The sequence below is a fragment of the Aggregatibacter actinomycetemcomitans genome (genome assembly GCF_003130205.1).
Taxonomy (GTDB): domain Bacteria; phylum Pseudomonadota; class Gammaproteobacteria; order Enterobacterales; family Pasteurellaceae; genus Aggregatibacter; species Aggregatibacter actinomycetemcomitans_A.
In genome coordinates this window covers 25,691-38,146 of record NZ_NRDF01000016.1, presented here as the reverse complement: position 1 = coordinate 38,146, position 12,456 = coordinate 25,691, and the positions used below count along the sequence as shown (strand labels likewise).

General features: G+C 46.9%; 14 protein-coding genes and 2 pseudogenes. 7 read left to right on the top strand and 9 right to left on the bottom strand.

Annotated elements, in window-relative coordinates; genetic code table 11:
- From DK423_RS09695 to DK423_RS09670, 5 genes and pseudogenes are all read right to left on the bottom strand, one after another.
- A pseudogene (locus tag DK423_RS09695) lies at nucleotides 1–78 on the bottom strand (GTP-binding protein); the annotation flags it as partial.
- Nucleotides 79–141: 63 nt separating this feature from the next.
- Entirely contained in the window at nucleotides 142–2,244 is a 2,103-nt protein-coding gene (gene fusA, locus DK423_RS09690) for an elongation factor G (RefSeq protein ID WP_005555494.1), read from the bottom strand.
- A gap of 116 nt (nucleotides 2,245–2,360) precedes the next feature.
- Nucleotides 2,361–2,831 carry a 30S ribosomal protein S7 gene (rpsG, locus tag DK423_RS09685; RefSeq protein ID WP_005555497.1) on the bottom strand — a complete coding sequence of 157 codons (471 nt, stop codon included), beginning with the start codon at nucleotides 2,829–2,831 and terminating at the stop codon, nucleotides 2,361–2,363.
- 152 nt (nucleotides 2,832–2,983) lie between these two features.
- Entirely contained in the window at nucleotides 2,984–3,358 is a 375-nt protein-coding gene (rpsL, locus tag DK423_RS09680) for a 30S ribosomal protein S12 (RefSeq protein WP_005543325.1), read from the bottom strand.
- 220 nt (nucleotides 3,359–3,578) lie between these two features.
- Nucleotides 3,579–4,472, bottom strand: a pseudogene (locus DK423_RS09670) (ketol-acid reductoisomerase); the annotation flags it as partial.
- On the opposite strand from DK423_RS09670, the gene DK423_RS09665 reads away from it, so the two are divergent.
- Nucleotides 4,466–4,624 carry a hypothetical protein gene (locus DK423_RS09665; RefSeq protein ID WP_005555504.1) on the top strand — a complete coding sequence of 53 codons (159 nt, stop codon included), beginning with the start codon at nucleotides 4,466–4,468 and terminating at the stop codon, nucleotides 4,622–4,624. The pseudogene DK423_RS09670 and the gene DK423_RS09665 overlap by 7 nt on opposite strands.
- 32 nt (nucleotides 4,625–4,656) lie before the next feature.
- Nucleotides 4,657–5,538, top strand: a complete 882-nt coding sequence (gene rarD, locus DK423_RS09660) for an EamA family transporter RarD (RefSeq protein WP_005555505.1) — start codon at nucleotides 4,657–4,659, stop codon at nucleotides 5,536–5,538.
- Here the strand turns inward: rarD and aroE are convergent.
- The 3 genes from aroE to DK423_RS09645 are packed head-to-tail and all read right to left on the bottom strand — an operon-like array spanning nucleotide 5,533 to nucleotide 7,441.
- Nucleotides 5,533–6,333, bottom strand: coding sequence for a shikimate dehydrogenase (aroE, locus tag DK423_RS09655; RefSeq protein ID WP_005555508.1), 801 nt, complete (start codon nucleotides 6,331–6,333; stop codon nucleotides 5,533–5,535). The genes rarD and aroE overlap by 6 nt on opposite strands.
- Nucleotides 6,334–6,336: 3 nt before the next feature.
- Nucleotides 6,337–6,888 carry a Sua5/YciO/YrdC/YwlC family protein gene (locus DK423_RS09650; RefSeq protein ID WP_005555510.1) on the bottom strand — a complete coding sequence of 184 codons (552 nt, stop codon included), beginning with the start codon at nucleotides 6,886–6,888 and terminating at the stop codon, nucleotides 6,337–6,339.
- Between the two features lie 4 nt (nucleotides 6,889–6,892).
- A complete protein-coding gene (locus tag DK423_RS09645) occupies nucleotides 6,893–7,441 on the bottom strand; it encodes a DNA topoisomerase family protein (RefSeq protein WP_032996484.1) in 549 nt (182 codons plus the stop codon).
- Nucleotides 7,442–7,585: 144 nt separating this feature from the next.
- On the opposite strand from DK423_RS09645, the gene DK423_RS09640 reads away from it, so the two are divergent.
- From DK423_RS09640 to glpE, 3 genes are all read left to right on the top strand, one after another.
- Entirely contained in the window at nucleotides 7,586–9,199 is a 1,614-nt protein-coding gene (locus DK423_RS09640; RefSeq protein WP_061885775.1) for a DNA recombination protein RmuC, read from the top strand.
- A 126-nt stretch (nucleotides 9,200–9,325) separates the two neighbouring features.
- Nucleotides 9,326–9,874, top strand: a complete 549-nt coding sequence (locus tag DK423_RS09635; RefSeq protein WP_050542428.1) for a TIGR00645 family protein — start codon at nucleotides 9,326–9,328, stop codon at nucleotides 9,872–9,874.
- Nucleotides 9,875–9,886: 12 nt separating this feature from the next.
- Nucleotides 9,887–10,213, top strand: coding sequence for a thiosulfate sulfurtransferase GlpE (gene glpE / locus DK423_RS09630; protein WP_005555520.1), 327 nt, complete (start codon nucleotides 9,887–9,889; stop codon nucleotides 10,211–10,213).
- Between the two features lie 10 nt (nucleotides 10,214–10,223).
- On the opposite strand, the gene DK423_RS09625 is transcribed toward glpE, so the two are convergent.
- Nucleotides 10,224–10,538, bottom strand: coding sequence for a DUF5389 domain-containing protein (locus DK423_RS09625; RefSeq protein ID WP_176607391.1), 315 nt, complete (start codon nucleotides 10,536–10,538; stop codon nucleotides 10,224–10,226).
- 42 nt (nucleotides 10,539–10,580) lie between these two features.
- On the opposite strand from DK423_RS09625, the gene DK423_RS09620 reads away from it, so the two are divergent.
- On the top strand, nucleotides 10,581–11,456 hold the full coding sequence (locus DK423_RS09620) for a rhomboid family intramembrane serine protease (protein WP_005555527.1): 876 nt from the start codon (nucleotides 10,581–10,583) through the stop codon (nucleotides 11,454–11,456).
- Nucleotides 11,457–11,517: 61 nt separating this feature from the next.
- Nucleotides 11,518–12,273 carry a DeoR/GlpR family transcriptional regulator gene (locus DK423_RS09615; protein WP_005555529.1) on the top strand — a complete coding sequence of 252 codons (756 nt, stop codon included), beginning with the start codon at nucleotides 11,518–11,520 and terminating at the stop codon, nucleotides 12,271–12,273.
- Nucleotides 12,274–12,456: the final 183 nt, after the last annotated feature.

The window sequence follows — 12,456 nt, the reverse complement described above, 5'->3', positions numbered from 1 at the left end:
GGTTTTACCATGGTCAACGTGGCCGATTGTACCCACGTTAACGTGCGGTTTTGTACGTTCAAATTTTTCTTTAGACACGATTAAGTTTCCTCAATGTATAAGTCCACAAGCCGGAGTGGCTTGTGGATTAGTTAAACAAAATTATTTTTTACGAGCTTCAATTACGGCTTCAGCTACGTTTTTCGGTGCTTCAGCATATTTCAATGGTTCCATTGAGTAGGAAGCACGACCCTGAGTTTGGGAACGTAAGTCAGTTGCGTAACCGAACATTTCTGAAAGCGGGACTTCTGCATCGATTTTAACAACGAATTCGTTCGCTTCTTGACCGTTCACCATTGCACGACGACGGCTTAAGTCACCGATTACGTCACCTACGTACTCAGGTGGGGTTTCTACTTCAACTTTCATGATTGGCTCAAGCAGAACAGGGTTTGCTTTAGCGAACGCTGCTTTAAATGCTAAAGATGCCGCTAATTTAAACGCTAATTCGGAGGAGTCCACATCATGGTATGAACCGAAGTGCAAACGAACACCGATATCAACTACCGGGTAACCCGCTAACGGACCGGATTTAAGTTGTTCTTGAATACCTTTGTCAACGGCCGGGATATATTCACCAGGGATTACACCACCTTTGATTTCGTTAACAAATTCATAGCCCGGACCTTCCGGCTCTAATGGATACAAGTCAATAACCACATGACCGTATTGACCGCGACCACCGGATTGTTTTGCGTGTTTACCTTCCACATCGTTAACACGGGTACGAATAGTTTCACGGTAAGATACTTGTGGTTTACCGATGTTAGCTTCCACTTTGAACTCACGTTTCATACGGTCAACGATGATATCCAAGTGTAATTCCCCCATACCGGAAATGATGGTTTCACCGGATTCTTCATCAGTGTGAACACGGAATGAAGGGTCTTCTTGTGCTAAACGACCTAATGCAATACCCATTTTTTCTTGGTCTGCTTTGGTTTTTGGTTCTACAGCAACAGAGATTACCGGCTCAGGGAATTCCATACGCTCAAGGATGATTGGCGCGTCAATCGCACATAATGTATCACCGGTGGTGACGTCTTTTAAGCCGATTGCCGCCGCAATATCACCTGCGCGAACTTCTTTGATTTCTTCACGTTTGTTTGCGTGCATTTGAACGATACGACCAAAGCGTTCACGCTTTTGACGTACGGAGTTCAATACGGTATCGCCGGAATTGATTACGCCGGAGTACACACGGAAGAAGGTTAAGTTACCCACGAATGGGTCAGTTGCGATTTTGAATGCCAATGAGGAGAACGGCTCTTCATCGCTTGCATGACGCTCACCTTCGGTTTCATCCGGGTTAATACCTTTAATCGCAGGAATATCGGTTGGCGCCGGCAAGTATTCAACAACAGCATCCAGCATCGCTTGCACACCTTTGTTTTTGAACGCGGAACCACAGGTTACTAAGATGATTTCGTTTGCTAATACGCGTTGACGAAGACCTGCTTTGATTTCTTCTTCAGTTAACTCTTCACCACCGAGGTATTTTTCCATTAACTCTTCTGAAGCTTCTGCTGCCGCTTCAATTAAGTTTTGGCGCCATTCTTCACAGGCAGTGTGCATATCGGCGGGAACATCTTCATAAGTGAAGGTCATACCCTGGTCAGCTTCGTTCCAGTTGATCGCTTTCATTTTGATCAAATCAACAACACCGGTGAAGTTTTCTTCTGAACCGATTGGTAGTTGAAGCGGAACGGCATTTGCACCTAAACGGGTTTTTAATTGGTCAACCACGCGTAGGAAGTTTGCGCCGGTACGGTCCATTTTATTAACGAACGCAATACGCGGTACTTCATATTTGTTTGCTTGACGCCACACAGTTTCGGATTGTGGTTGAACACCACCAACTGCACAGTAAACCATCACCGCGCCATCAAGAACACGCATAGAACGTTCTACTTCAACAGTAAAGTCAACGTGTCCCGGGGTGTCGATAACGTTAATACGGTGTTGTGGGAATTGTTGTGACATACCGGACCAGAATGCGGTGGTTGCCGCAGAGGTGATGGTAATCCCACGTTCTTGTTCCTGTTCCATCCAGTCCATGGTTGCAGCACCATCGTGTACTTCACCGATTTTGTGACTGACACCGGTATAGAACAAGATACGCTCAGTAGTAGTAGTTTTACCCGCATCAATATGCGCACTGATACCAATGTTACGATATCTTTCAATAGGGGTTGTACGAGCCATTATTATTTCCTTGACGATTTCTTATTTAAAATTAAATATGAAATTTTATATATGAATGAGGCTTCACCACATAGAAATATGAGATGAAGCCCAAAAACGTAAATACTAACCGAATATTACCAACGGTAGTGGGCAAACGCTTTGTTAGCTTCAGCCATACGGTGAACGTCTTCACGTTTCTTAACTGCCGCGCCTTTGTTTTCGGAAGCGTCGGACAATTCGTTAGCTAAACGTAAAGCCATGGATTTATCACCGCGTTTGCGTGCAGCTTCAACGATCCAACGCATACCTAATGCGTTACGACGAACCGGACGAACTTCAACCGGCACTTGGTAAGTAGAACCACCGACACGACGGGATTTCACTTCCACGGTTGGGCGCACGTTTTCTAATGCTGCTTCAAAAGCTTCCAAAGCTTCTTTACCGGTACGTTGAGCTAAAGTGTCTAACGCGTTATAAACGATAGATTCTGCGATAGATTTTTTACCATCTACCATGATGACATTGATAAATTTAGCAAGTAATTCTGAACCGAACTTCGGATCCGGTAAAATCTTGCGTTGTTCAATACTACGACGACGTGGCATTGCGAATTTCTCCGTTTCTATAATCTTCAGGGTATCCCAAAACTCGATAAAAATTAGCCGCACTTTTTACAAGAGGCTAATTAGATACTGGAGTTTGTGATTTAAATAAGTTTTACTAATTTAGACGTTTGGCCTTACTTAACAGAGATCCATTAAGCTTTAGGACGTTTAACGCCGTATTTAGAACGACCTTGTTTACGATCTTTCACGCCTGCGCAGTCTAATGCGCCGCGTACGGTGTGATAACGCACACCCGGTAAGTCTTTAACACGACCACCACGGATAAGCACAACACTGTGTTCTTGAAGGTTGTGACCTTCACCGCCGATGTATGAGGTTACTTCGAAACCATTGGTTAAACGAATACGGCATACTTTACGTAATGCTGAGTTCGGTTTTTTAGGTGTAGTTGTGTACACACGGGTGCATACACCACGTTTCTGCGGGCAAGCCTCTAATGCAGGAACGTTACTTTTTACAACCTTTTTCACACGCGGTTTGCGTACTAGCTGGTTGATTGTTGCCATTAAAAAACTCCAGTTTAATAAATTCATTAAAGAATGTTGTTTTACAAATCTGTCCATACAAGAACAGACCGCAGATTTTAATCTTCAAACCACAGGCTGTCAACTTATTATCACTTCTTGCGCGAGTTGCTTGCAGCACGTAAAAACATTTCCGGAAACGACCGCACTTTTCCCCCATAAAAAAGCCTACAATATTGTCGGCTTTTGTTTCTTTCGGGCATTAACCTTGTAAGGAAATCCGTTTCATGTCTTTCATGTAACCGCATAATTCCTGACCGATTAATTCCACCGAGTGATTGCGGATTTCATCGTTGACATCGCGTAACGTGATGTTGTCGATTTCTACCGTCGGGGTCGGTTCACCGATGTCGCCTTTGCGTAAGGTCGGTACCAAGGCTTTTTGCATGATCGGGCCGGCAACGTTGGCGAATAAGTAGTTACCGTATTCCGCCGTGTCGGAAATCACCACGTTCATTTCATATAAGCGTTTACACGCGATGGTGTTGGCGATTAACGGTAATTCGTGCAGGGATTCGTAGTACGCGGATTCTTCGTAAATGCCGCTTGCGACCATGGTGTCGAACGCCAATTCCACGCTCGCTTTCACCATAGCGACCATTAACACGCCGTTATCGAAATATTCCTGCTCGCTGATTTTACTGTCGTATTTCGGTGCGTTTTCAAAGGCGGTTTTGCCGGTTTCTTCACGCCATTTCAATAAGTTGGCATCGCCGATCGCCCGGTCTTCCATCATCACGCGGGAGAATTCGCCGTTGATAATATCGTCCATGTGTTTGGCGAATAAGAATGCCAATTCTTCTTTGATTTGTTCCGCTAACTCAAAGGCACGTAATTTTGCGCTGTTGGATAAACGATCCATCATCAATGTGATACCGCCTTGTTTTAAGGCTTCGGTGATGGTTTCCCAGCCGTATTGTACCAATTTGCCCGCGTAAGCCGGATCTTTGCCGTCCGCCACCAATTTGTCGTAACAAACGATGGAACCCGCTTGCAACATACCGCACAGAATGGTTTGTTCGCCCATTAAGTCGGATTTCACTTCCGCCACAAAAGAGGATTCCAACACGCCCGCACGATGACTGCCCGTTGCTGCCGGATGTGGTGATTAAAAACAGCCCGTTGAACAGTCAGATTTCCACGTTGCAATTGGATGTGCCTATTGCTCCTTTCGAATTGGGCGTATGCGCCTTAAAACCTGCGCTGGAGCGTCCTTTAGTGCGTGCATTTTGGGATTTGTTGGAGTAAAGTGCGGTCATTATCTAAGGAGTTTTTTCACCATGTTAAAAGGCATCGCATTTTCATTATTTGCCTCCCTGCTGTTCGGCTATATGTATTATTTTTCCACCTTGCTGTTACCTTTGAGCGGAACGGATATTTTTGGCTATCGCATTGTGTTCACCCTGCCTTTCGTGGCGGCGGCAGTGGTGCTGTTTAAACAGCAAGCGGCACTTGTCGCCCATTTAAAACGCATTCAAAAACAACCGTACTTTGCGCTGGCGTTTGTGTTTACCGGCGCGCTGATGGGCTTCCAAATGTGGTTGTTTCTGTGGGCGCCGAATAACGGTAGCTCGCTCAGTGTTTCTTTCGGCTATTTATTGCTGCCCTTGGTGATGGTGGCGGCGGCGCGCCTTATTTTTAAAGAACGTATTTCCCGCATTAAATTTTTTGCGGTGGTAATTGCTGCCGTGGGCGTGCTGTCGAATATTGTGCTGAAAGGGGAGATTTCTTGGGAAGCCTCGGTCATTTGCGTGGGGTACACCACCTATTTTGTGGTTCGCCGCATCTTGAAAATGACCGATCTGGCGGCGTTCTTCCTGGAAATGCTGACCTTATTGCCGTTTTGTATTTATTTCGCCTGGCAGGTGGATATTGCCCAGGTGCAGCAAAGTAACCCGAATATTTTAACCTTATTGTTGATCCTCGGCTTAATCAGCGGCACCGCGCTCAATTCCTATATTCTCGCCAGCAACCATTTACCGATGAACCTGTTGGGCTTGCTGGGCTATGTAGAACCTTGCCTGATGGTGGGGATTTCGTTGCTCATCGGCGAAGAAATTGATGTACAGAGTTATCCGCTGTTTATTTGCCTGGTCATCGCCATGTTGTTGATCATCGCCGACGGCGTTTGGCGCACCAAACATAGCCCGACCCGATTATAACGCCTCAAACAGCGGCTCGATGTTCGGCATCACGCCACGCCATAAATGGAAGGAATGCGCCGCTTGCGCCAACAACATCCCGAAGCCGTCACTGCGCTTTTGCACGCCCAACGTACGGCAACGCGCCAAAAACGGCGTGTCTTGTTGTCGATCATATTGCATATCGTAAACCGCTTTCGCCATTCGCAAAATGGCGTCATCAATTTGTACCGTGCCGCCGTGTAAGCCTGATGAAGTCGCATTTATCACCAGATCAAAAGACTGCGCGGGAATTTTATCCGGTTCAACCGCCCGAATATTGCCATAAGGCGCGAACTTGTCCGCCAGTTGTTGCGCTTTGAATAAGGTGCGGTTGGCAATCATAATGTTTTGCTGTGCCTGTAATAAGGGCAATAATACGCCTTTGGTGGCGCCTCCCGCGCCGAGAATCAGTAGCGTTTGATTCGGCTTGAGCCAATGTAAACGCTGCAAATCCGTTACTAAACCGGCACCGTCTGTGTTGTCCGCGTAAAGGCTGCCGTCATCCCGTTTTTTCAGGGTATTACAGGCTTCTGCCAATAAACAGCGTTCGCTGTGTGCCTGTGCCAGTTTGAACGCCCGTTCTTTGAAAGGTGAGGTGATATTACAGCCCGCCGCGCCTTTCGCAAAAAACGCCAGCAATTGCTGTTCAAAATCCTGTTCGTCGCCCAATATGGCGTCATATTGCACGTCTTGTGCGGTTTGTTCGGCGAAAATGCGGTGAATTTGCGGTGATTTGCTTTGAATGATAGGGGTGCCCCAAACGGCGTATAACATGATTTATCCTTGACGAAAAATTTGGTTGGTGAAAATATCGCGAATTTCCGACGGGTTAACCGCACTGCCCACGGGCATCTCCAACACCGGAAAATCGGCGCCGAATTGACGGGTGACTTCCTGCGCCGTGCGGCAGGGCGATTGTCCGCTTAAATTGGCGCTGGTGGAGGTGAGCGCGAAACCCGCTTGCTCACATAACAGTTTGACGGCGGGGTGCCGACTGATGCGCACTGCGATGCTGTCAAAATCGCCGGTGAGAAAGCTCGGCGTGGTCTTTTTCGCGGGAACGACCCACGTGGTCGGGCGGGCGTATTGTGTGGTGAGACGTTGCCAATGGGGTTCCGTTAAACGGGCTTCATTAATAAAGGGCAATAAAAAATCCAAAGTCGGCGCAATCAGAATCAAGCCTTTCGACACGGGGCGCTGTTTCAAAACAAGTAAATTTTCCACCGCACTTTGGCTATTCGGATTGCAGCCCAAGCCGAACACCGCTTCGGTGGGATACGCCACCACGCGTTGGAGTTTCAACTGTTCAACAATATCTTGTAAATTCATGAGGTTACTCGGTCGTGAAAATATGACGGCAGGCTTTGTTGACGCATTGCCAGGTGCGTTGACCGTCCTGTTGTTTTTTTAATAAGGCTAAACTGCCGTGGCATTGCGGGCAGCGTACGGCATACGGCTTGCTCGGCACGGAGAATTTGCAGTGCGGGAAGCGGTTGCAGGCGTAAAACGGTTTGCCCACACGTCCGCGTCGCGCCACCAATTGCCCTGCTTTGCATTCCGGGCAAGGCAGATGTACTTCCGTTTCTTCCTCCGCCTCCTCATGCACCACAAAATGGCAGTCGGGGTAATTGCTGCAACCGATGAACATCCCGAAATGCCCTTGTTTTAACGCTAGAAGCTGTCCGCATTCGGGGCAGCTTTGTTCCAGCATTTTGAGGATTTTTACTTCATTGCCTGCGTGCAATGGCTTCAGGTACTCGCATTGCGGGTAAGCGGAACAGCCGAGAAACAGCCCTTTTTTGCCCTGTTTGATTTGCAACAAGGCGCCGCATTGCGGGCAGTGTTCTTCGTGTTTGGTGGCTTGAAATAAAGGTTCGCTCATGCGGATTCCTAAAAGTGCGGTCATTTTGGCAAACGTTTTTGATGAAAGCAATTTTACGCAAGTTTACGGCGTTTTGCCACCCGAAAAAGGTCGGCAAAGGGCGCGGATTTCCTTTATACTAATGCGCCAACAGCAGGAGGAAAAATGTTTGTACCGGATATTGATTTAAATGTGTTACTGGGCATTTGCGCCGCGCTCGGCGTGCTTTGCCTGATTTTGTTATTTGTGGGCGCGCGACGCAAGCGTGACAGCGTGGAATTGCAGCAGGATCTCAATAAAAATATCGAAGATTTTAATCAGTTATTGGCGAAATTTGATGCCGTCACCGCACGCAAAAATCAATTGGAACAAGAAGTGGTGAAAGCGCAAACCGTGGCGGACGGCTTGCAAATTCGCCTCACCGAGCGCGATGAAAAAGTGCTGTATTTGCAAACGGAACTGAACGAAGAACAAGCCCGCCACAGCGCCATTGCGGAGCAGATTACCGCTTTAAAAGAACGTTTCGGCGTGGCGTCGGCGCAGACGGAGGGGTTGCGCGGTCAGCTGAAACAAAGCCAAAGCCTGATTTCCCGTCGCGAAGAAGCGTTGGCAAATTTAACGGAAAAACACACCGCACTTTCCCAGGAGCTGGCGGAGCTCAAGATCACGTTAACGGAAAAAGAAAAACATTTTGCCGAACAGCAGCAAAATTTCGAGCAAACCAAACAACAGCTCAACACGGAATTTCAAAATCTTGCCAATCGTATTCTGGAAGAAAAAAGTCAGCGTTTCCAACAAACCAATCAAGCCTCCATGAACAGCCTGCTGAAGCCGTTCCGTGAGCAAATTGAAAGTTTTCAGAAGCGGGTGAATGAAATTCATTCGGAGTCCGTTAAAGGCAACGCCGGTCTGGAAGCGGAAATTAAAAAAGTGCTGGAAATCGGCTTGAGTATGTCGCAACAGGCGAATAACCTCACGTCCGCGTTAAAAGGCGAAAAGAAAACCCTCGGCAACTGGGGCGAAATGCAACTGGAGCGCGCGTTGCAATCCGCCGGTTTGGTGGAAGACGAACATTACACCGCGCAGGCGCATTTTAAAAACGAGGAAGGCAAACGAAATTATCCCGATTTTATTCTCAATCTACCCGCTGACAAACATTTGATTATCGACAGCAAAATGTCCCTCAATGCCTATGAAAGTGCGGTCAGTTCTGAAGATGAAATGGCACGTCAGGCGTTCCTGCGTGAGCATATTAAAGCGCTGCGCAATCACATCGACGAGTTATCGCGCAAGGATTATAGCAACCTTATCGGCGTACGCAGCCCGAATTTCGTGCTGATGTTCGTTGCCGTGGAACCCGCTTATATTGAAGCGTTAAAAATGGATCCAAGTCTGTTCGGTTACGGTTACGACAAAAATGTCATCATGGTGTCCCACACCACACTCATGCCGATTTTGCGTACCGTGGCGAACCTGTGGCGGGTAGAGCGCGGCAATGCGGAAGCGCGCGAAATCAGCGAAAAAGCCGGCGACATTTATAACCAAATCTGCCTTCTCGCCGAACGTTTGGCAAAAGTCGGCAACAGCCTTTCCGCCGTCAGCTCCCACTACAACAGCACCGTCACCGCGCTGGTCGGGCAACAAGGTTTAATGGGCAAAGTGGAACGCTTCAAAGCCCTCTCCGCCAAAGCCACCAAAACCCTACCGGACATCGAACCGCTGCACCATGATTTTGAAACGGAGCGGTTGTTGGTAACGAAGGAAAATTTAGAAGAATAAAAGTGCGGTGGATTTTTAATGCGTTTTTACAATTTCCCCATAATGTTAAAAAAACGTTGAATTTTAGGCGGAAAACGGTTAATTTTGCCCGCCTTTTTATACTTTTAATCTTTTTTGGGGGAAACCGTGCAACAAGCGAACCAAGGACAACAAATTAAACCGCGTTATGAGCCGACGGCAATCAGTAAAATTATTTTCGCCAGCCGTTGGCTGCAACTGCCGATTTATCTCGGGTTGATCGTCGTGCAGGGCATTTATGCTTATAAATTTATGAAATCCCTGTGGCATTTAATTGTCAATTTACAGAAAATGGATTCCAACACCGTGATGTTGGCGGTGTTGAATCTGATTGATGTAGTTATGATCGCCAATTTGCTGGTGATGGTGATTATCGGCGGGTATGAGATTTTCGTCTCCAAGCTGCGCACGCGCGGGCATCCGGATCAGCCGGAATGGTTGAGCCATGTGAATGCGTCGGTGTTGAAAGTGAAATTGGCGATGTCGATTATCAGCATTTCGTCTATCCATATGTTGCAAACCTTCGTGAATGCGTCAAATATGGATGAAAAAACCATGATGTGGCAGCTGCTTTTACATTTGGGCTTCTTAGCTTCCGCCATTGCCATGGCATATACGGACAAAATCCTTTACGGCACCAGCCATAAAGCCCATTAATGAATCACGTTTATGACAGAATTTATTGAAATCTCCCCACAACAGGCGTGGGAGATGTTACAACAGGATGAAAATGCCGTACTGGCGGATGTGCGCGATCAGGCGAGTTTTAATTATTCCCACGCACAGGGCGCGGTGAATTTAACGGAACTCACCTGGCCGGATTTTGAAGCAGAATATGATTACGACCAGCCGATTGTGGTGAGTTGTTATCATGGTGTGAGTAGCCGCAGTGTCGCTATGTTTCTGTTACAACGCGGCTATGAAAAAGTGTATAGCGTGCGGGGTGGCTTTGCCGGTTGGGTGGAAGCCAATTTGCCGCTGGAAACCGCCTATTAATCAGCGCTTTTTAGTTAAATCCGACAACGGCGACATAGAATAAAACGCCGTAAAAAATGACCGCACTTATGGTTAAACCCCGACGTGCTAACGTGGGTTTACGCTCATGCAGTTTATAAAGAATCCGTGCTATGATGCCCAAAACGAAAGGATAACCCCACAGGAAAACCGACATGGCGTGGATTTGGCTGTCGCTGAGGTTCGGGTTATTCAATAAATTCGGTGAAATTAACAGCGCCAAAGGCCAAAGCAACACCGGTAAGCAAAACATAGCAATCGCCCAGCTGAAAGGGCTGAAGCCCGAGGGCAAATTTGAATTTCTCATTTTTTCTCCGTACATCAAATTTTTGGAAAAGGAATATAGCAAATGCAGCATTTGTTTGGTAGTGAAATTCCCGCGTTAGTCAGTCATTTTCGTGAGCATATTCGCGCGAAATATCAAGTGGATTTAGTCGTTGAAGAAAAGACCAACGAACAGGGCGAGCCGGCTTATCATGTTTTTCTGCCGCAAAATGCACCGCACTTTGAAGCGATTGTGCAGGAATGTGACGATGTTTTACAAACATGGCTGGCACAGCAGAACGCGCAGGCCTGGCAAAGCGGCGCAAGCCCCATTAAAGTGCGTCGTGGGGCAGTATCCAATGATGCGCAACCGCACAGTGCAATTTCCTTGCCGGCTTACCTTCAACAGCGAAAAATAACCGTCATTGTGACCGCACTTTGTGCCCTGATTTATCTTGGCATGTTATTCGGTTTTGCCGAACCTATCGTACTGTTTTCCCATTTTCCCGATGAGTCCGACCAATACGGCGAAATTTGGCGCTATTTCAGCCATACTTTAGTGCATTTGTCCAATATGCACATTCTGTTTAACCTCACATGGTGGTGGATTTTCGGTGGCGCGATTGAACGCCGATTGGGCAGTTTCAAGCTGCTGCAAATTTATTTCCTTGCCGGCGCGGTGAGCGGCATTGCGCAAAACATGGTGAGCGGACCGGCATTCTTTGGCTTGTCCGGCGTGGTGTATGCGGTGCTGGGCTATGTATTTGTGTTGGATAAGCTCAATAAAAAAATGGATTTTGACGTGCCGGAAGGCTTTTTCAATATGTTGGTGGTCGGGATTTTGCTTGGCTTTGCCGGTCCGCTGGTGGATATTAATATTGGCAACACGGCGCATATTTCCGGTTTGTTGGTGGGCGTATTGCTGGCGTTTGCGGATCGAAATATTCGCGTTAAATCGTGATTTCCTCACTAAAATGCGGTAAATTAGCAGCCCGAATGCTTATGGGAATGAGGAAATACGCATGAGACAATCTCTTCGTCATCAAAAAATTGTCGAACTGGTGAAGCAAAAAGGGTATTTGAGCACCGATGAATTGGTGGCTTTGTTTGACGTGAGTCCGCAAACCATTCGACGCGATTTAAATGAACTGGCGGAAGCCAACTTCATTCGCCGTCATCATGGCGGCGCCGCTTCACCTTCCACCGCCGAAAACAGCGATTATCACGATCGCAAACACTTTTTTTCTCAAGAAAAAAATCGTATCGCCAAACAGGCGGTTGAGCTCATTCCAAATGGCGCCTCATTGTTTATCGACATCGGCACTACCTCCGAAGCCGTTTCTTTTGCTTTGCTGGGGCATCAAAGATTACGTATTGTCACCAACAATCTCAATGCCGCGCATATTCTCATGCAAAATGACTCTTTCGACATTACCATCGCCAGCGGTTCTTTACGTCAAGACGGCGGCATTATCGGTGAATCGACGGTAGAATTTTTGTCCCAATTCCGTCTGGATTTCGGCGTGTTAGGCATCAGCGCTATTGATTTAGACGGCACATTGCTGGATTACGATTACCACGAAGTGCAGGTTAAACGGGCAATTATTGATAATTCCCGCAACACCTTGTTAGTCACCGACCATTCCAAATTCAGCCGCCGCGCCATGGTGAAACTGGGTTCAATTACCGATGTGGAATATGTTTTTACCGACATGGACGTACCGCCGAGCATTGATGAACTGCTGAAAAACAAGAATGTCAATTTAGTTGTTTGCTAGCGTTTTATTGGTTTTTGTGTAAAAAGTGCGGTGGATTTTCACCGCACTTTTTTCTTCTTTATCTCCCCTCTTCCCATTTTTTGAATTTCTTTTTTTCTTGCTAATAACTTATTTTTCTATATAAAATAAGTCGCCTGTCAATATTGATAAAAATGCTTATTTATTGATCACTTGTAAAATTGA

Coding starts and splice junctions, on each gene's coding strand:
- DK423_RS09615 (WP_005555529.1), top strand. CDS start 11,518: ATGAGACAATCTCTTCGTCATCAAAAAATTGTCGAACTGGTGAAGCAA.
- DK423_RS09620 (WP_005555527.1), top strand. CDS start 10,581: ATGCAGCATTTGTTTGGTAGTGAAATTCCCGCGTTAGTCAGTCATTTT.
- rpsG (WP_005555497.1), bottom strand. CDS start 2,831: ATGCCACGTCGTCGTAGTATTGAACAACGCAAGATTTTACCGGATCCG.
- aroE (WP_005555508.1), bottom strand. CDS start 6,333: ATGTTATACGCCGTTTGGGGCACCCCTATCATTCAAAGCAAATCACCG.
- DK423_RS09650 (WP_005555510.1), bottom strand. CDS start 6,888: ATGAATTTACAAGATATTGTTGAACAGTTGAAACTCCAACGCGTGGTG.
- DK423_RS09640 (WP_061885775.1), top strand. CDS start 7,586: ATGTTTGTACCGGATATTGATTTAAATGTGTTACTGGGCATTTGCGCC.
- glpE (WP_005555520.1), top strand. CDS start 9,887: ATGACAGAATTTATTGAAATCTCCCCACAACAGGCGTGGGAGATGTTA.
- DK423_RS09645 (WP_032996484.1), bottom strand. CDS start 7,441: ATGAGCGAACCTTTATTTCAAGCCACCAAACACGAAGAACACTGCCCG.
- rpsL (WP_005543325.1), bottom strand. CDS start 3,358: ATGGCAACAATCAACCAGCTAGTACGCAAACCGCGTGTGAAAAAGGTT.
- DK423_RS09625 (WP_176607391.1), bottom strand. CDS start 10,538: ATGAGAAATTCAAATTTGCCCTCGGGCTTCAGCCCTTTCAGCTGGGCG.
- rarD (WP_005555505.1), top strand. CDS start 4,657: ATGTTAAAAGGCATCGCATTTTCATTATTTGCCTCCCTGCTGTTCGGC.
- fusA (WP_005555494.1), bottom strand. CDS start 2,244: ATGGCTCGTACAACCCCTATTGAAAGATATCGTAACATTGGTATCAGT.